16 protein-coding genes and 1 riboswitch are annotated in these 15,702 nt (G+C 65.6%); of the genes, 5 read left to right on the top strand and 11 right to left on the bottom strand.

Annotation, left to right across the window (positions count from 1 at the left end; genetic code table 11):
* Positions 1-15 precede the first annotated feature (15 nt).
* From ON44_RS05840 to ON44_RS05820, 5 genes are all read right to left on the bottom strand, one after another.
* Positions 16-894, bottom strand: coding sequence for an SDR family oxidoreductase (locus ON44_RS05840; protein WP_040686775.1), 879 nt, complete (start codon positions 892-894; stop codon positions 16-18).
* Positions 895-1,797, bottom strand: a complete 903-nt coding sequence (locus tag ON44_RS05835; RefSeq protein WP_040686774.1) for a MaoC/PaaZ C-terminal domain-containing protein — start codon at positions 1,795-1,797, stop codon at positions 895-897. It abuts the gene before it with no gap.
* Positions 1,798-1,810: 13 nt separating this feature from the next.
* Positions 1,811-2,248 (bottom strand): type II toxin-antitoxin system Rv0910 family toxin, encoded by a 438-nt coding sequence (locus ON44_RS05830; protein ID WP_040686772.1) that lies wholly within the window; start codon positions 2,246-2,248, stop codon positions 1,811-1,813.
* A 58-nt stretch (positions 2,249-2,306) separates the two neighbouring features.
* Positions 2,307-3,512 carry a lipid-transfer protein gene (locus tag ON44_RS05825; protein ID WP_040686851.1) on the bottom strand — a complete coding sequence of 402 codons (1,206 nt, stop codon included), beginning with the start codon at positions 3,510-3,512 and terminating at the stop codon, positions 2,307-2,309.
* Positions 3,513-3,864: 352 nt separating this feature from the next.
* Positions 3,865-4,518 carry a TetR/AcrR family transcriptional regulator gene (locus ON44_RS05820; RefSeq protein ID WP_040686771.1) on the bottom strand — a complete coding sequence of 218 codons (654 nt, stop codon included), beginning with the start codon at positions 4,516-4,518 and terminating at the stop codon, positions 3,865-3,867.
* A 133-nt stretch (positions 4,519-4,651) separates the two neighbouring features.
* Here ON44_RS05820 and ON44_RS51880 point away from each other — a divergent pair, with 133 nt between their 5' ends.
* Positions 4,652-4,819: a hypothetical protein gene (locus tag ON44_RS51880; protein WP_218007523.1), complete on the top strand. Its 168-nt coding sequence runs from the start codon at positions 4,652-4,654 to the stop codon at positions 4,817-4,819.
* Between the two features lie 101 nt (positions 4,820-4,920).
* Here the strand turns inward: ON44_RS51880 and ON44_RS05815 are convergent, their stop codons facing one another.
* Both ON44_RS05815 and ON44_RS05810 read right to left on the bottom strand, forming a co-directional pair.
* The gene (locus ON44_RS05815; protein WP_040686769.1) at positions 4,921-5,469 is read right to left on the bottom strand and encodes a TIGR03086 family metal-binding protein; all 549 of its coding nucleotides are present in this window, start codon (positions 5,467-5,469) and stop codon (positions 4,921-4,923) included.
* 37 nt (positions 5,470-5,506) lie between these two features.
* On the bottom strand, positions 5,507-6,712 hold the full coding sequence (locus ON44_RS05810; protein WP_040686768.1) for an alpha/beta hydrolase family protein: 1,206 nt from the start codon (positions 6,710-6,712) through the stop codon (positions 5,507-5,509).
* 94 nt (positions 6,713-6,806) lie between these two features.
* Between ON44_RS05810 and ON44_RS05805 the strand changes: the two genes are divergently transcribed.
* Together ON44_RS05805 and ON44_RS05800 are read left to right on the top strand one after the other, a co-directional pair.
* Positions 6,807-7,403 (top strand): TetR/AcrR family transcriptional regulator, encoded by a 597-nt coding sequence (locus ON44_RS05805; RefSeq protein ID WP_040686767.1) that lies wholly within the window; start codon positions 6,807-6,809, stop codon positions 7,401-7,403.
* A gap of 173 nt (positions 7,404-7,576) precedes the next feature.
* The gene (locus tag ON44_RS05800) at positions 7,577-7,990 is read left to right on the top strand and encodes a nitroreductase family deazaflavin-dependent oxidoreductase (RefSeq protein ID WP_040686766.1); all 414 of its coding nucleotides are present in this window, start codon (positions 7,577-7,579) and stop codon (positions 7,988-7,990) included.
* Here ON44_RS05800 and ON44_RS05795 read toward each other — a convergent pair.
* The 3 genes from ON44_RS05795 to ON44_RS05785 form a co-directional block, all read right to left on the bottom strand.
* Positions 7,987-9,126: an MFS transporter gene (locus ON44_RS05795; RefSeq protein WP_040686850.1), complete on the bottom strand. Its 1,140-nt coding sequence runs from the start codon at positions 9,124-9,126 to the stop codon at positions 7,987-7,989. The genes ON44_RS05800 and ON44_RS05795 overlap by 4 nt on opposite strands.
* Before the next feature lie 293 nt (positions 9,127-9,419).
* On the bottom strand, positions 9,420-10,637 hold the full coding sequence (locus tag ON44_RS05790) for an NADP-dependent isocitrate dehydrogenase (RefSeq protein WP_040686765.1): 1,218 nt from the start codon (positions 10,635-10,637) through the stop codon (positions 9,420-9,422).
* Between the two features lie 289 nt (positions 10,638-10,926).
* Complete coding sequence (locus tag ON44_RS05785; protein WP_040686764.1) at positions 10,927-12,420, bottom strand: MFS transporter; 1,494 nt, start codon at positions 12,418-12,420, stop codon at positions 10,927-10,929.
* A 132-nt stretch (positions 12,421-12,552) separates the two neighbouring features.
* Here ON44_RS05785 and ON44_RS46530 point away from each other — a divergent pair, with 132 nt between their 5' ends.
* Both ON44_RS46530 and metX read left to right on the top strand, forming a co-directional pair.
* Positions 12,553-13,296, top strand: a complete 744-nt coding sequence (locus ON44_RS46530; protein ID WP_051181595.1) for a TetR family transcriptional regulator — start codon at positions 12,553-12,555, stop codon at positions 13,294-13,296.
* Between the two features lie 43 nt (positions 13,297-13,339).
* A riboswitch (SAM riboswitch) is annotated at positions 13,340-13,450 on the top strand.
* Between the two features lie 305 nt (positions 13,451-13,755).
* Positions 13,756-14,868 (top strand): homoserine O-acetyltransferase MetX, encoded by a 1,113-nt coding sequence (gene metX / locus ON44_RS05775; RefSeq protein WP_040686846.1) that lies wholly within the window; start codon positions 13,756-13,758, stop codon positions 14,866-14,868.
* Between the two features lie 52 nt (positions 14,869-14,920).
* On the opposite strand, the gene ON44_RS05770 is transcribed toward metX, so the two are convergent.
* A complete protein-coding gene (locus ON44_RS05770; protein WP_051181593.1) occupies positions 14,921-15,610 on the bottom strand; it encodes a TetR/AcrR family transcriptional regulator in 690 nt (229 codons plus the stop codon).
* Positions 15,611-15,702 lie beyond the last annotated feature (92 nt).

The following is a 15,702-nucleotide window of genomic DNA, read 5'->3' as shown; positions in this document are numbered from 1 at the left end:
AACGTTCCCGCGAGATCAAGGCAGCCGAGCGGCGATATCGTCGATTAGCCATGGGCCGTCGGTCTCGATCGTCTTCACGTCATGCCAGCCTGCCAGCTCGGAGATGGCGCCGCCCTGGACCGCGAAAACCTTGCCGGTGAGCGGGCACTTTTCCGACGCCAGGTAGGCGACCAGCGGAGAAATATTGGCCGGGCTGAATGCGTCGAAATCACCGTCCTCGATTGCCGCGGCCTCGGCGGCCATCATCTCGCCCATACCGGGCGTGGCCAGGGTGAGCCGGGTGCGCGCGATCGGCGCGATGGCATTGACCCGGACGCCGTAGCGCGCGAGCTCATCGGCCGCGACCAGGGTCAGTGCGGCGATTGCGGCCTTGGCCGCGCCGTAGTTGGCCTGACCCGCATTCGGGATGGTCGTTCCGGAGGCCGACGCGGTATTGATCACCGCGGCATTCGGTTGGTTGCCCGCCTTGCTCTGCGCCTTCCAGTAGGCGGCCGCGTGATGCAGCACCGCGGCGTGGCCCTTGAGATGTACGGCGATCACCGCATCCCACTGCGCCTCGTCCATACCTGCGATGAAGGCGTCGCGCAGGATGCCCGCATTGTTGACCACGATGTCGAGGCCACCGAGCTCCGAAATGGCCTGGGCCGCAACGCTACCCGCACCCTCCCAAGTGGCGATGTTATCCGTGTTGGCAACCGCCTTACCGCCCGCGGCGATGATCTCGTTCACAACCTCCTGGGCCGGACCGACATCCGAACCCTCACCGGCATTGCTGCCGCCGAGGTCGTTCACGACGACCGCGGCACCTTCGCGGGCGAACAGCAGCGCGTGCTCACGCCCGATGCCTCGCCCCGCGCCGGTGATGACGGCGACCCGTCCTTCCAATGCACCCATCTACATGGCTCCTCGGTTTGGTTGCTGGTCTGCGACTTCGGCGAGACCGTCGCTCAGGACGACGTCTTCGCCGCGGACGGTCTCGAAGGCGTATGTGGTGATGCCGTTCTCGGAGGCCACCCGCCAGATCCGGGTCTCCAGGTCGTCGCCGGGGAAGACCATCTTGGCGAAGCGCACCGCGAATCGCTTCAGCCGGTTGACATCCGAGCCCGCGACCTCGGTGAGTACGGCCCACGATGCGAAGGCCATGGTGCACAGCCCGTGCGCGATGATCCCGGGCAGACCCGCATCCTTGGCGACTTGCTCGTCCAGATGCAGCGGCACCGGATCACCGGAAGCGGGTGAATAGCGGTAGGTCTGATCGAGATCGACATGCTGCGGCACCAGCGCGACCGGCTCCTGCGTCCGCAGGTCCTCGTCGAATTTGTGTGCAGGAGCGGCGACACCGACCGTCTTGCCCGCGTCGATATTGCGGAAGAAGGCGGTAAGATACTGTTCGTTCACCAATTCCCCTGCCTCGGTGCGGCATTCGATGAGGATGGTGATGGTGCTGCCGTTCGAACGGCTGGCATAGCCGATCGCCTTGGCCCGCGAGACCAGCCGGTCCCCCGGCAGGATCGCGCGGTAGAAGTGGAAATCCTGCTCCCCGTGCACGACTCGGCCGAAGATATCCATCGGCGCGACATCGATCACCGGCATCATCATGGCCTCGAACACCGGGACGATGCCGAAGATCGGCGAGGCCACCTTGCCCGCCAGATGCGCCTCGATCGGATCATTGGTCGCGGCGGCGTATTCGGCGATCCGCTCCGCGGTGACCTCGAAACGTTCATCGTCACACCAGGTTTCGAGTCCGCTGTCGTCGAATTCCACTGGCCGCGCCGCGGCGGCCTCCGCTGTCATCACCCGCCCCTTATCAGGCCGAGGCCAGGGCGTCGAGCTGCTCGAGCGACCGGTCCAGCTGCTTGAGGCCGTCCTTCTCGACCGCCTTGCCGAGTGCGCCCTTGATCAGCGCGCCCTCGAAGTCACCCGAGACCAGGATAGTGCTGCCGCCATCGCCCTTGGGCTGGATATCGAAGGTGAATTCGGTCTTCACCCCGGCCATTCCGGTGCCGCCGAGGGTGAGCTTGCTCGGCTGCTCGACCGCGACGACGGTCCATTCCAGCTTGTTCGCCATGCCGAGCATGACGATCTTCGCGACCAGCTTGGCCCCCTCGGCCAAGGTTGCGGGCGGCTCCTCCATGAAGCGCTCGTGGATGGTGAACCACTTGTCCCAGGTCTGCGGGTCGGAGACGACAGCCCAGAGCGCGTCGGGGGTGGCGTTGACATCCTTGGTGGCTTCGATATGGCCCATTGGTTACTCCTCGTCGAGTGAATGTCGGTGCTGCATTGCGGCTTTCGCCGAGCAGAGATCAGCGGTCGGCCCGCTGGTACGCCGTGACGACCGCAGCGCCACCGAGGCCGATATTGTGCTGCAGCGCCGCGGTGACGTTGTCGACCTGACGCTTGTCCGCGGTACCGCGCAGCTGCCAGGTGAGTTCGGAACACTGCGCTAAACCCGTTGCACCCAAAGGGTGTCCCTTCGAGATCAACCCACCGGAGGGGTTCACGACCCATTTGCCGCCATAGGTGGTCTGGTTGTCGTCGATCAGCTTTCCGGCCTCACCCTCGCCGCAGAGTCCGAGAGCCTCGTATAGCAGCAGTTCGTTGGCGGAGAAGCAGTCGTGCAGCTCGATGACCTGGAAGTCATCGGGACCGAGGTCTGCCTGTCGGTAAACCTGCTGCGCGGCTTGCACATTCATGTCGTAGCCGATGAGGTTCTTGGCGGTGTTGTCGAAGGTGGAGGCGAAGTCGGTGGTCATCGCCTGGCCGACGATCTCCACCGCTTGCGCGGCGAGGTCGTGCGAGTTCACGAATTCCTCGCTGGCCAGCACGACCGCACCCGAACCGTCCGAGGTCGGCGAACACTGCAGCTTGGTGAGCGGGTCGTAGATCATCCGCGAAGCCAGGATGTCATCGAGCGAATACGCGTCCTGGAACTGCGAATACGGGTTGTTCACCGAATGCTTGTGGTTCTTGTAGCCGATCTTCGCGAAATGCTCCGCGGTGGTGCCGTACTGCTTCATATGCTCGCGCCCGGCCGCGCCGAACATCCACGGCGCCACCGGGAAAAGCACCTCGGAGATCTCCGCGAGCGCCATGACATGCTTGGCCATCGGCTGTTCGCGATCGTCCCAGGTGGAACCGAGCGAGCCCGGCTGCATCTTCTCGAAGCCCAATGCCAGCGTGCAATCGGCAAGGCCGCCCCGAATCGCCTGTGCCGCAAGGAAAAGCGCGGTGGATCCGGTCGAGCAGTTGTTATTGACATTGACCACCGGAATGCCGGTCATACCCAGTTCGTAGACCGCGCGCTGCCCGGAGGTGGATTCGCCGTAGACATAACCGACGTAGGCCTGCTCGACTTCGCGATAGTCGATCCCGGCATCGGCGAGTGCCTTGGTACCCGATTCCCGCGCCATATCCGGGTAGTCCCAAGCGCTGCCGTCCTCGTTCTTACGGCGGCCCGGCTTCTCGAACTTCGTCATGCCGACGCCCACGACGTAGACCTTGTTCGCCATCGAACTCCTCACGTAGTACCTGACCCGGTGCGACCGTGCGCCGAAGTCGGCAGCCCGCGGTGGCTCGATCCCGACCGGATCGAACAGAAACAAACATACAGAGCTGTATGTATGCCTGCAAGAGTTCGAGGCGATTCAGCCCGATAAACGAGAGAACTCCCAGCTCAGGGCGATCAGAGGCAACATGCAGCGCGTAGCAAACATTGCGCCATCCGCCAAGGGACAACGGCAAGTCGGCGCGCGTGGGTATGAAGCCGGATAGTCGACGTGCTCGGCGATCTACGCGATAAGCGACGGGCAGACGCCGCCCGGCGCACCGAGATGTCGTCAGGCGGCCGGGTTCGGCCGTTGGCTATTCAGCGGGACGCAGCAGCGGTCGGGCAACCAGCGCGGCGGTCGCGATCTCCCGCAGATGCACCGAGGCCCGCCGCCAACGCCGGTGCGCCCGTTCGGAATCCGGATCGATGAAGTTGGAGACCAGGATTCCGCGTAGCGCGTCCATCGCCGTATAGACGAAATCGCGAGCTTCCTTGCGCCGCATCTCATCCGGGACGAATCGGGCGACCGCCATCAGCACCGCGTTGTTTACGAACGGCTCGACCTTCTCCATGGCCGAGGCGAGTACCGGATCGGTCCGGCCCGCCACCCACAGCTCGGCGGTGGCGATGAACAGCGGCCCCTGATGTAGCTCCCACAGGAAGTCCAAGGCCGCCCCGACCGGATCGCCGCCGCCCTGGACCCTGGACATCTCCCGCATCGCGGTTTCCGCACGCAGTTGCGCCAGATGGCTGATCGCCGCGACCACCAGATCGGTCTTGGACCCGAAGTGGTGCACCTGGGCCCCGCGGGTGACCCCGGCCCGCTCGGCGACCCGCGGCGTCGTCGTCCCCGCATACCCGTATTCGACCAGGCAGTCGATGGTGGCATCGAGCAGCCGCGTGCGCATCTCACTGCTGCGCTGCTCCTGCGTGCGGCGCTGCTGCTTGGACGCTTCGGACCTGGTCATTCCGGCGATTCTACACTTACATACAGATCTGTATGTTCATCGGCCGGTGCGTGGCTCGCGCACACGGTGCAGTGGGCGCTGACATAACCTACATCCTGACGGTCGCAGCACCTGTGACGCCTTCACCATGGGCATGAGCCATGTCGTCCGCTACGACAACAGCCGCGGCATTTCGCTATGCGCCGATCAGCGATGCGCACCTGGTCCGATGGGCGTTGGTCTGGCGCAGTGGCGGCGAACCCAGCAGATTCGCGCACTCGCGAGCGTTGTTCGGGAGTTGGGACCGCCGGAGCAGAACTGACCGCCATAGTCGGTCGGCAGCGCGGCCGAAGCAGACGATGACGCGGCGAAGGCAGACGGCATGGCGAAGGCCCGCCGCAGCAACACGACGGGCCGGCGGGATCAGGCTCGGCCGACGTAGGCGAGCAACCGGCGGTGCGCGGGGGCGTCGGCGGGCACCGCGACCTCGGGGCCGAACATCCCTGGTACGCGGAAGTTTTCGAAGCCCATCTCACGCATGATCGCCAGCATCTCCGCGCACAGCTGCTCGTCGACCAGGCGCTCCTGTCCGGTGGCGACCGCCAGATCGACACCGTGCACGACGAGTTCGGTCAGGTGGATCACCGCCGCCATCGGCCCGGGCACCTCGCCGAAGCCGAGACGCACCGTCTGCTCGAGCGCGTCGGGGCGATGCCAGGCGGCACGGTCGAGCACGGCCGCCTCGGCGTAGGCGCTCTGCGGGTCGGTGTCGAGCCAGTCTTCGTGGTGGTCGCGAGCCGGGGTCAGGCCCTGTAGTTGGGCGGCGAAGATATTCATGCCGCCTACCAGGTGATTGAGCAGTTCGCGCAGATCCCATTCGCGGCACGGCGTCGGTGCGCTCATCTGTTCTGCGGCAATGCCTCTGACGATGCCACCGGTCATATCGATGGCGCGGTCGATGCGGTCGATCATGTTGAACTCCTGAAAGTCTCGAGCAGTTGGGGAAGGGTCACGCGCGGTCGAAGGTGTCGTCGAGCCAGTCGTAGATGCGAGCGAATGCGAAACGCTGTGCGCCGGACTGGCAGTGCGCGTCGGCACCCTCTTCGACGGTGAACTCGAGCAGCGTCTTCGGGCAGGTCAGATGCGCGAAGAGGCGTTCGGGCTGGCCCTTGAAGAAGCCGTCCTCGGCACCCGCGCACACCAAGGTCGGGCACGCGATCTTCTCGGCGATGCCGTCACGGACGTGGTAGTCGAGGTAGCTCGCGGCGAAGGCGCGCGGTGTGCTGACATCCATGGCATACATGCCGTGCGAAATCGCCCAGCGCATAACGGGATTCGCTGCCATCGCGACCTCGATCGCGGCATCGAGCTCCGGATCGGCGGCGGCGCGCAGCCTGCGCTCGAGTTCGGCACGCTCGCCGGGTAGACCCGCGGTGGAGATATCGCCGAGGTCGTAGATGCCGTCGACGGCGATCAGAGCTGCGACCCGCTGGTCGAAGGCGGCGGCGCGCGGCGCGAGAACACCACCCATGCTGACCCCGAACAGGGCGATCCGGTCGGCATCCACCTCGGGTCGGGCGGCGACATAGTCGAGCGCAGGTCCGACCACGTTCTCCCAGTCCGGCCGGAAGGCCAGCCCCTGATGGTGCCTCGTACCCGGCTGACCAGGACCATCGAAGCTGAGCACGTGGTAGCCGCGTTCGACGGCCGCGGCCGCGCCGAAGAAGTGCATTTCCTCGACGGTTCCGTCGAATCCGTTGTGCATCACCACTGTTGGACGCGGCTCACCCGAATCGTCGGCACGGTAGAAGTAGCCGGGCAGGGTGGTGCCCTCGTACGGAATCAGCACCGGCTCGATCACCTGGTCCGCGAGTTCGATTGCGGCGCGGAAGCATTCGACCGATGCGTCGTAGGCGTGCCGGATGCGCGGGTCGGCGGCATTGCCGTGCAGGAAGAATTCCGCGGCGCGGTAGTAGTTCGATGCGCGCAGGTAGCCGTCGCGGGCGCTCACCCGATGCGCCGTCCGCGCCGCACCCGCCACCCGATCGGCCGTGGCCAGCCACTCGTCGTACCAGCTGTCGTAATCGCCGGGGACGATCCGCTGGACGGTGACCACGACCTCACCGAAATCGGCTCCGCCATAAGCGATGTGGCCGAAGGTGCGCAGGGTCTCGTACCAGAACGAGGGGTCGTCGGGAAAGAAGATCGGTTCCATTGCCAGCTCCTAAAAGCAGTTTGCGACTGCGTTAAGAGCACGATAGCTGGTGCCGGAACACAAACGCAAGTCCCTACTGCGTTAAGATGGAGTGATGGATGAACAAGCCCGCGCCCGCCGTCCCGGAGGTCGCAGCGCCCGAGTGCGCGCGGCGGTACATCAGGCGGTCACCGAACTGGTCGCCGAACGCGGCTACGGCAACTTCACCGTCGCCGATGTCGCGACGCGCGCCGGCGTCGCCGATACCAGCATCTACCGGCGCTGGGGCAATCTCGAGGCGCTGGCCATGGAGGTGACCGTCGATCGGCTCGGCACCGAGTCGGCGATGCCGAATACCGGTTCGCTCGAGAGCGATCTGCGCGCCTATGCCGCCAAAGCGGCGCGCGATGTCAGCGGGCCCGACGGATTGGCGCTGCTGCGCACGATTCTCGCGCTGCTCGACACCGGCACGGCGGGCGAGCAGACGCGCGACCAGTTCCTCGCCGAGCGAGCGGGCCAGGTCCAGGCCATGCTGGACCGCGCCATCGCCCGCGGTGAACAGGCCCCCGAGGTACTGGAGGTGGTCGACATCATCCTGGCCCCGCTCTACACCCGCACCCTGTTCGGCACCGGCCCGCTCACCGACGATTATGTCGATACGCTGGTCGACCGGCTATTGCGTACGGCAGCGGCGGCCGATGAACGAAAGTGATCGAAAGCCAGTCGAATTCGGCATTGTTCCCCCCGCGCGGCTCTCGCAGGCTGAAACGATGTCCGATGCCGCTGCTACTCGCCGACCTGCGCGGATTCTCGAAAAGGTGATCTGACGAAGCCGCCCATCGGCGACGATTACCTCGACCCGATTTCTCGATCCGAGGAGCGCAGATGGCCAACGATTGGAATCAGAGCATCATCGCGGAGTTCCGTGCGAATGCGGGCAAGGTCGGCGGCCCGTTCGAGGGCAAGGATCTGCTACTGCTCACCACGACCGGCGCAAAATCCGGACTGCCGCGCACGAATCCGGCGGCCTATATCCGCGACGGCAACCGTTTGGTGATCATCGCGTCCAAGGCGGGCGCACCCGATAACCCGGACTGGTATCACAATCTGCGGGCGAATCCGAAGGTCACGCTGGAGATCGGCACCGAGACCATCGAAGCGACGGCCACCCCGATCACCGGAGGCCCGGAACGCGATCGGCTCTATGCGGCGATGGTGGAAGCCATGCCGGGCTTCGCCGAATACGAAACCAAGACCGACCGGGTGATTCCAGTCGTCGCGCTGGAACCCAGCGCCTAAACCGCTGAGCGACGACCGGCCCAGACGGTCACCGTGAACAGCAGAACGCCGAGCACGGCCAGCCCCGCCCCGACGGTCGCGGGTGCGGTGTAGCCGAGACCCGCCGCGATGACGAGGCCGCCCAACCACGCGCCCGCCGCATTGGCGATATTGAGGGCCGCGTGATTGAGCGCCGCGGCGAGGGTCTGGGCGTCGGCGGCGACATCCATCAGCCGGGTCTGCAGACCGGGCGCGAGCGCCGCACCCGATGCGCCGATGAAGAAGGCGCCGATCGCCGCCGTGTACGGATTGTGCGCAGCGGCAACGAATCCCGCCAGGATGACCACCATGGCGATCGTCGAGACGTAGATCGCCCGGTCGACGCCGCGATCGGCCAGAATGCCGCCGACGATATTGCCCGCGACCATCCCGAGCCCGAAGAGCATGAGCACGAACGGCACCAAGCCGAGCCGCAGACCGGCCACATCGGTCAGCGTGGTGGTGATGTAGGTGTAGACGGCGAACATGCCGCCGAAGCCGATCGCGCCGACCAGCAGGGTCAGCAGCACCTGCGGGCGACGCAGTGCGCCGAGTTCGGTCATCGGGTTGGTGATCCGGATACCGTGCAATTCCGGAACGAATCGGATCAGGGCCGCGACGGTGGCGACACCGATCACCGCGACCACCACGAAGGCATCGCGCCAGCCGAGATGCTGGCCCAGCCAGGTCGCGCTGGGAACGCCGACAACGTTGGCGGCGCTCAGTCCCAGCATAACCGCGGCAATTGCCTTGGCGCGCTGTCCCACCGGCGCCAGGGTGGCGGCGGCCAGCGAGGCGACACCGAAGTACGCGCCGTGCGGCAGGCCCGAAACGAACCGCGCGATGACCAGAGTTTCGAATGTGGGCGCGATAACCGTCGCCGCATTTCCAATGGTGAACGCCACCATCAGGGCGACAAGCAGACGTTTGCGCGGCACCCGCGCGGCGAGTGCGGCGATCAGCGGAGCTCCGACGACGACGCCGAGCGCATAGGCCGATACCGCATGCCCTGCCGTCGGCTCGGATACGCTCATGGCGCTCGCGATATCGGGCAGCAAACCCATCGTGACGAATTCGGTTGTGCCGATTCCGAATCCACCGAGGGCCAGCGCCAGCATCGCCGGAATATGCCAGTCCGTCCGCTCGGCCTCGGCGGGTGCTGGGGTCTGCGTGGCAACGGTACTGGTCACGTATTCATGTAACCCCCCGGCGATACCTTCTGCTTCCCGCGCGAGCGTGAGTTCCCCCACGTCAGCGTCGGGAATTGGACTGCGCAACGCCGACGACGGGTACGACAGTCACACACGGGTCGCGAAACAGTGCGGGCACCCGTACCACCTGGTGGTGCGGGTGCCCGTATGTCGCGCCCGGCGCTGGCTCTTGCCCAGCGCCGGGTATTCAATTCAACCTGTCAGCGCAGGGCGCGGGCCAGGTTGGCGTCGAGCGCACCGAGGAACTCCTCGGTGGTCAGGTAGCCCTGATCGCCGCCGACGAGCAGCGCCAGGTCCTTGGTCATCTGGCCGCCCTCGACGGTCTTGATGACGACATCCTCGAGTGTCTGCGCGAAGCCGATCACCTCGGGGGTGTTGTCCAGCTTGCCGCGGTGCTCGAGGCCGCGGGTCCAGGCGAAGATCGACGCGATCGGGTTGGTCGAGGTCGGCTTGCCCTGTTGGTGCTGGCGGTAGTGCCGGGTGACGGTGCCGTGCGCGGCTTCGGCCTCACAGGTCCGGCCGTCCGGGGTGAGCAGCACCGAGGTCATCAGGCCGAGCGAACCGAAGCCCTGGGCCACGGTGTCGGACTGCACGTCGCCGTCGTAGTTCTTGCAGGCCCAGACGTAGCCGCCCTCCCACTTCATGGAGGAGGCGACCATATCGTCGATCAGGCGGTGCTCATAGGTGAGGCCCGCCGCGTCGAACTGGGTCTTGAACTCGGCGTCGAACACCTCCTGGAAGGTGTCCTTGAACATGCCGTCGTAGGCCTTCAGGATGGTGTTCTTGGTCGACATGTAGACCGGGTAGTTCTGCTGCAGCCCGTAGTTGAACGAGGCCCGCGCGAAGTCCTCGATGGACTTCTTGAAGTTGTACATACCCATCACGACGCCGCCGTCCTCGGGCATCTTCACGACCTCGTGCACGATCGGCTCACTGCCGTCGTCGGGGGTGAAGGTGAGGGTGACGGTGCCGCCCTGGAACACCTTGAAGTCGGTGGCGCGGTACTGGTCGCCGAACGCGTGACGGCCGATGATGATCGGCTTGGTCCAGCCGGGGACCAGACGCGGCACATTCGAGATGATGATCGGCGCGCGGAAGATGGTTCCGCCGAGGATGTTGCGGATGGTGCCGTTGGGCGAGCGCCACATCTTCTTCAGGCCGAATTCCTCGACCCGGGCCTCATCCGGAGTGATCGTGGCGCACTTGACGCCGACACCGTGCTCCTTGATCGCGTTCGCGGCGTCGATCGTGACCTGGTCGTCTGTCTTGTCCCGATATTCGATGCCGAGGTCGTAATACTCGAGGTTCACGTCGAGATACGGGTGGATCAGCTTGTCCTTGATGAACTGCCAGATGATCCGGGTCATCTCGTCGCCGTCGAGTTCGACGACGGTGCCTTCAACCTTGATCTTGGACATGGATCTTCGTGTCCTCCTAGGATGGTGCCCTTATTGCACGGCCAGGCGAACACGCTTGTGAGCGGACCCCAGCTGTTCCAACAGACAACGTATATGTCCCGCGTTGTCGGCGGGACATGTGGTGCAAACAAGACAAGCGTACTGCTGCCATTGTTCTCACCGCGCGGGCAGCCCCCCATGTGAAGCCGCCCGAAATTGTTACCGACAAGTAGGTCGGCGGTGCCGACACCCTGCCGAAATAGCGATGTCCGGGCATCCCCACGGATACCCGGACATCGCTATTTCAGGATCAGACCGCGACCGGAATCCGAGCGTCTTGCTCGGATCCCTCGATCAGATTTTCCGGCTTGTCCCGAATCATCAACGCGATCACCGGAATTGCCGCGAGGAAGAATCCGGCGCCGACATAGAACGCCACGTCGTAGCTGTGGATCGAAGCGCGGGCCATCAGGTTGTCCACCGTCGGATTGTTCTGCGCGAAGGTCTTGGCCGTCTGCACCGAGATGGTGGTGAGCAGTGCGGTGCCCACCGCGCCGCCGACCTGCTGTGCCGCATTCAACAGCGCACTGGCCACACCCGAGTCCTCCTCCTCGACCTGATGCAGCGCGACGGTCTGCATCCCGACGAACAGCGGGCCCATACCGAGCGCGATCAGCACCTGCGCGGGCAGCACGCCGACCGCGTAGCTGTCGCCATAGCTCAGCTGCGCCAGCCACACCAGACCGAGCACACCGAGCACGGCCCCGGCAACCATCAGCGGCCGCGGGCCGAGCTTCGGCAGCAGCGCGCTGGTGACACCGGCGGAGATCGCGATGCCCGCCGGGAACGGCAGGAAGGCGAAACCGGCCTTCAGCGACGAGTAGCCGAGGGTGATCTGGAAGTAGTAGCTCAGGAACAGGAACATCGCGAACATCGCGATCGGGATCAGCAGCGCGGCCAGGAAGGCGCCACCGCGGTTGATCTCACCCGGAATATGCAGCGGCAGCAGCGGATTCGACGAGCGACGCTCGATGGCGACGAAGGCGATCAGCAGGGCGACGCCGATGACGAGCAGCCCGAGGGTGCTGCCGGCCAGCCAGCCGTCCTCGGCGGCGCGACTGAATCCGTACACGATGGCGATCAGACCGAGCGTCACGGTGACCGCACCGGGCACGTCATAGCCGCCGGTGCGCGGTGTCGGCACATCCTTCACCACGAAGGCCAGCGCGCCGAGCAGCGCGAGCAGTGCGATCGGGGTGTTCACCAGCAGGCACCAGCGCCAGGAGGCGTATTCGGTCAGCGCGCCACCGGCGATCAGGCCGAGCGCGGCACCACCCGCGGAAATACCGGCGAAGACGCCGAATGCGGTCGCGCGCTCCTTGGCCTCGGTGAAGGTCACCGAGAGCAGTGACAGTGCCGCGGGCGCGAGCAGCGCAGCGAACGCACCCTGCAATGCCCGTCCAGCGAACAGCTCCGCGCCGTTCTGCGCCAGACCCGCCACCGCGGACGCCCCGGCGAAGCCGACCAGGCCGACGATGAAGATCCGACGCCGCCCGAGGTAGTCGGCCAGCCGTCCGCCGAGCAGCAGCAGACCGCCGAAGATCAGCGTGTAGGCGGTCAGCATCCACTGCCGATTGCCGTCGCTGATGTCGAGATCCTGCTGAGCGAACGGCAGTGAGATGGTCACGATGGTGGCGTCGAGAACCACCATGAGCTGGGCCAATGCGATCACCCCCAGGGCCCACCAGCGTGCCGAACTCGTTTGCTTCTCCAGAACTTCCACCGCTGTCGCAGTCTCGCTCACCTTGGTCTCCTAGTCCGAAGTTCGTGCAGCCATCCTGTCATCGACAGACATTTGTCGTCAAGAGAAAAATGTCGCACTACGACATTTGACTGTTAAGGACACAAACCGGCCCGATTGCGCTAACATGAGGCCATGCTCGAGTCATCGACGCCGATCGGCGCGAGCGCCACAGCCGAGGACGCTGTGCGCGCCCCAGCGAACCCAGGGCCCAGTGCGCCCGGCGCTCTGGGGTTGCGCGAGCGCAAGAAGCAGCAGACCCGGTTGCGCATCATCGAGGTGGCGCTCGAGCTGTGCGACACACAGGGATTCGACGCGACGACGGTCGAACAGATCGCGGACCGCGCGGATGTGTCCCCGCGCACGATCAACCGGTATTTCGACAGCAAAGAGGCCATCATCCTCGGGCCGGTCAAGGACTTCGGACTCGCGATCGCCGAGTGCCTGCGTGGACTCCCGGTCACCGGCAATGAGCTGCAATCGCTGCGTGAGGCCTTCCTCCTGGTCGTCGACCAGGCCACGGTGAATACCGAGGGACCGCTGTCGTTCCGGCGCTTCCAGCAGATGCAGCGGATTCTGCGCAGCAGTCCGACTGTCAGTGCGCAGAGCATGGAACTGGCCGACGATAAGAACGCCGCGATCGCCGACGTGATCGCCGAGCGACTCGGCACCCAGCCCGATGCGCTGCCGGTGCGGCTGGTCGTCGGCGCCTGGCAGCTGATCGGCCACCTCAGCATGGAGTGCCAGAACTCGATCTTCGACGAGGAGGACACCGCTGCGGCCGCCGCGGAGGCCCGCACCGGATTCACCACGTCGTTCGACGAGTTCATACGCGTGTGCACCGGGCAGCCCGCGACCGAACCGGCGGAAACCCGGTAACGGATTTCAGTCGCCGACCGCCCGCCGGTTACCATGTCCGTCAGGTCATGAGTGCCAGCGCGAAGCCCCGGCTTGCTGGACGGCAACCCTCCAGCAGCGGTGGGGTGCTCCGGGTGATGACCGGGCTCTCGATGGTCGAGAGCAAGCGCGCACTTCAGGAGGTATTTCCGATGAGTTGTTGTCCGTTACCCGCACCTCGATAAGACCTGCCGGCGAACAACCCTTTGGAGCACGACATGAGTGACCCCATCGCGTCCGCGGCCGGACTCCCGGTCTACCGGACCGCGGCCCGGTTCAGCCGGGTAGCTAACATCGGGGATGTGCGTTCCCTCGTGATTCCCCCGGCGTCGGCGACGCACTGCGCGCGGCGGGCTGGTTTCACGGCGGCGACGACGTGAGCGGCGCTAGCGAGGCGGAGTCGTGACCGTGACCGACCCCAGTACCGCGCGTTCGTCCGCGGTGGCCCTGCCACCGCCGGACGGGAGGCTCGGCATCATCGCCATCGGGGATGTGCGGCTGGAGAGCGGCACGATCATCCCGGACGTTCATCTGGCCGTGCAGCGCTGGGGTGAGCTCTCCCCCGCATTGGACAATGTGGTGCTCGTCGAGCACGCGCTGACCGGCGATTCGCACGTCGTCGGGGTGCCCGACGATATCCATCCGCTGCCCGGCTGGTGGGACGGCATGGTCGGGCCGGGCGCACCGGTGGATACCGACGAATGGTGCGTCATCGCGACGAATGTGCTCGGCGGCTGCAAGGGCAGCACCGGCCCCTCGACGCTGGCACCGGACGGAAAGCCTTGGGGCGCAAGGTTTCCGGAGATCTCGATTCGGGATCAGGTGACTGCGGAAGCGGCGCTGCTCGATCTGCTCGGCATCGAGCGGTTGGCCGCCGTCGTCGGCGGTTCGATGGGTGGTATGCGGGTGCTGGAGTGGATGGTCGGCACACCGGAGCGGATCGCATCCGCACTGGTACTTGCCGTCGGCGCACGCGCCACCGCCGACCAGATCGGCACGCAGACAACGCAAATCGCCGCCATCAAGGCCGATCCGGACTGGCAGGGCGGCGACTACCACGACACCGATCGCGCCCCGCTGACCGGCATGGGCATCGCCCGCCGCATCGCGCACCTGACCTACCGCACCGAGGGCGAACTCGATCACCGCTTCGAGAACAGTGCGCAGGGCGACGAGGATCCGCGCAACGGCGGCCGCTATGCGGTACAGAGCTATCTGGACCACCAGGCCGAAAAGCTTTGCAGCCGTTTCGATCCCGCCACCTACGTCCTGCTGACCGAGGCGATGAACCGACACGATATCGGCCGCGGGCGGGGCGGTATCGCGGCCGCCCTCGCCACCACCCCGGTACCGTGTGTGGTCGGCGGCGTCGACTCGGATCGCTTGTACCCGTTGCGAACTCAACAGGAACTGGCCGACGGACTGCCGGGCTGCGAGGGCCTGGAGATCGTGCACTCCCGCGACGGCCACGACGGCTTCCTCACCGAAGCCGCCGCCGTATCCAAATTGCTCACCGAAACAATGCGATTGGCACGAGTCGGTCGCAACGGCTGAAAGTTCGCTGCCTGCAAGCAGTCACGGCCGGTCATGATTCCTGAGCGGACCATCATTCCGTTGACCGTGCGGCGGGCGCACCGACGAGCAGTTGGACGACGGAGTGGACGAAGCCTTCCAATCGCTCGCGCGGATACTCGTCCGGCGCGCTGACCGCGAGCCTGCCGAGCATTTCGGCGACGCTCAGCAGTGCGTTGGTGAGCAGTGCGGAATCCATTCCCGCCCAACGCGGATCGAGTGCGATGCCCATACTGACCAGGGATTCGGCTTGGGCGAAGACCCCGGTGCGGGAATCGGCGAGTGCCGCACGGTATTCGTCGGGAGCGCTGCCGGGGGTGGCGAGGATCAGGCGCCAGCGCGTCGGATTCTCCAGTGCGACACCGACGAACGCTTCGACCGTGGCCGAGGCCGCAGTCACCGGATCGGCATCGAGCAAATCGGTGGGCAGGGTCGCAGCGACCTGCTCGAGACCGCGTTCGCGTTCGCGTTCCAGCAGTGCCGCAACGAGTTCCGCGCGAGTCTTGAACACGGTGTACAGCACCGGTTTCCCGACGCCCGCCTCCTGTGCGACCGCCTCCATGCTCAGCTGGTGCAACTCCACCCGGCTCAGCACCGCGTAGGCGGCGTCGAGCAGTTGGGCGCGGCGTTCCTCGGGAGGTAGGCGTGGCGCGTATCGCCGTCGCGGCCGGTCCGGTGCGGTGCGCGATTCCGTCACTGTCGATTCACCTCCATTCGCGTCCATCCTGTCAGCATCGGCCTCCGGTTATGGAATCCATCCGAGAACAAATGCTACGGGACCGTTGTATTACTTGGCGGCAATTGCTACGGTTGCGT

The organism is Nocardia vinacea NBRC 16497 (assembly GCF_000308835.1).
Lineage (GTDB): Bacteria > Actinomycetota > Actinomycetes > Mycobacteriales > Mycobacteriaceae > Nocardia > Nocardia vinacea.
Note: the sequence above shows the minus strand (reverse complement) of the source record. Positions and strands in the feature narration are given on the sequence as shown.

Excerpts from the sequence above, each read along its gene's own strand:
- ON44_RS05840 (WP_040686775.1), bottom strand. The coding sequence starts at position 894 with ATGGGTGCATTGGAAGGACGGGTCGCCGTCATCACCGGCGCGGGGCGA.
- ON44_RS05835 (WP_040686774.1), bottom strand. The coding sequence starts at position 1,797 with ATGACAGCGGAGGCCGCCGCGGCGCGGCCAGTGGAATTCGACGACAGC.
- ON44_RS05830 (WP_040686772.1), bottom strand. The coding sequence starts at position 2,248 with ATGGGCCATATCGAAGCCACCAAGGATGTCAACGCCACCCCCGACGCG.
- ON44_RS05825 (WP_040686851.1), bottom strand. The coding sequence starts at position 3,512 with ATGGCGAACAAGGTCTACGTCGTGGGCGTCGGCATGACGAAGTTCGAG.
- ON44_RS05820 (WP_040686771.1), bottom strand. The coding sequence starts at position 4,518 with ATGACCAGGTCCGAAGCGTCCAAGCAGCAGCGCCGCACGCAGGAGCAG.
- ON44_RS51880 (WP_218007523.1), top strand. The coding sequence starts at position 4,652 with ATGAGCCATGTCGTCCGCTACGACAACAGCCGCGGCATTTCGCTATGC.
- ON44_RS05815 (WP_040686769.1), bottom strand. The coding sequence starts at position 5,469 with ATGATCGACCGCATCGACCGCGCCATCGATATGACCGGTGGCATCGTC.
- ON44_RS05810 (WP_040686768.1), bottom strand. The coding sequence starts at position 6,712 with ATGGAACCGATCTTCTTTCCCGACGACCCCTCGTTCTGGTACGAGACC.
- ON44_RS05805 (WP_040686767.1), top strand. The coding sequence starts at position 6,807 with ATGGATGAACAAGCCCGCGCCCGCCGTCCCGGAGGTCGCAGCGCCCGA.
- ON44_RS05800 (WP_040686766.1), top strand. The coding sequence starts at position 7,577 with ATGGCCAACGATTGGAATCAGAGCATCATCGCGGAGTTCCGTGCGAAT.
- ON44_RS05795 (WP_040686850.1), bottom strand. The coding sequence starts at position 9,126 with ATGCTGGCGCTGGCCCTCGGTGGATTCGGAATCGGCACAACCGAATTC.
- ON44_RS05790 (WP_040686765.1), bottom strand. The coding sequence starts at position 10,637 with ATGTCCAAGATCAAGGTTGAAGGCACCGTCGTCGAACTCGACGGCGAC.
- ON44_RS46530 (WP_051181595.1), top strand. The coding sequence starts at position 12,553 with ATGCTCGAGTCATCGACGCCGATCGGCGCGAGCGCCACAGCCGAGGAC.
- ON44_RS05770 (WP_051181593.1), bottom strand. The coding sequence starts at position 15,610 with ATGGACGCGAATGGAGGTGAATCGACAGTGACGGAATCGCGCACCGCA.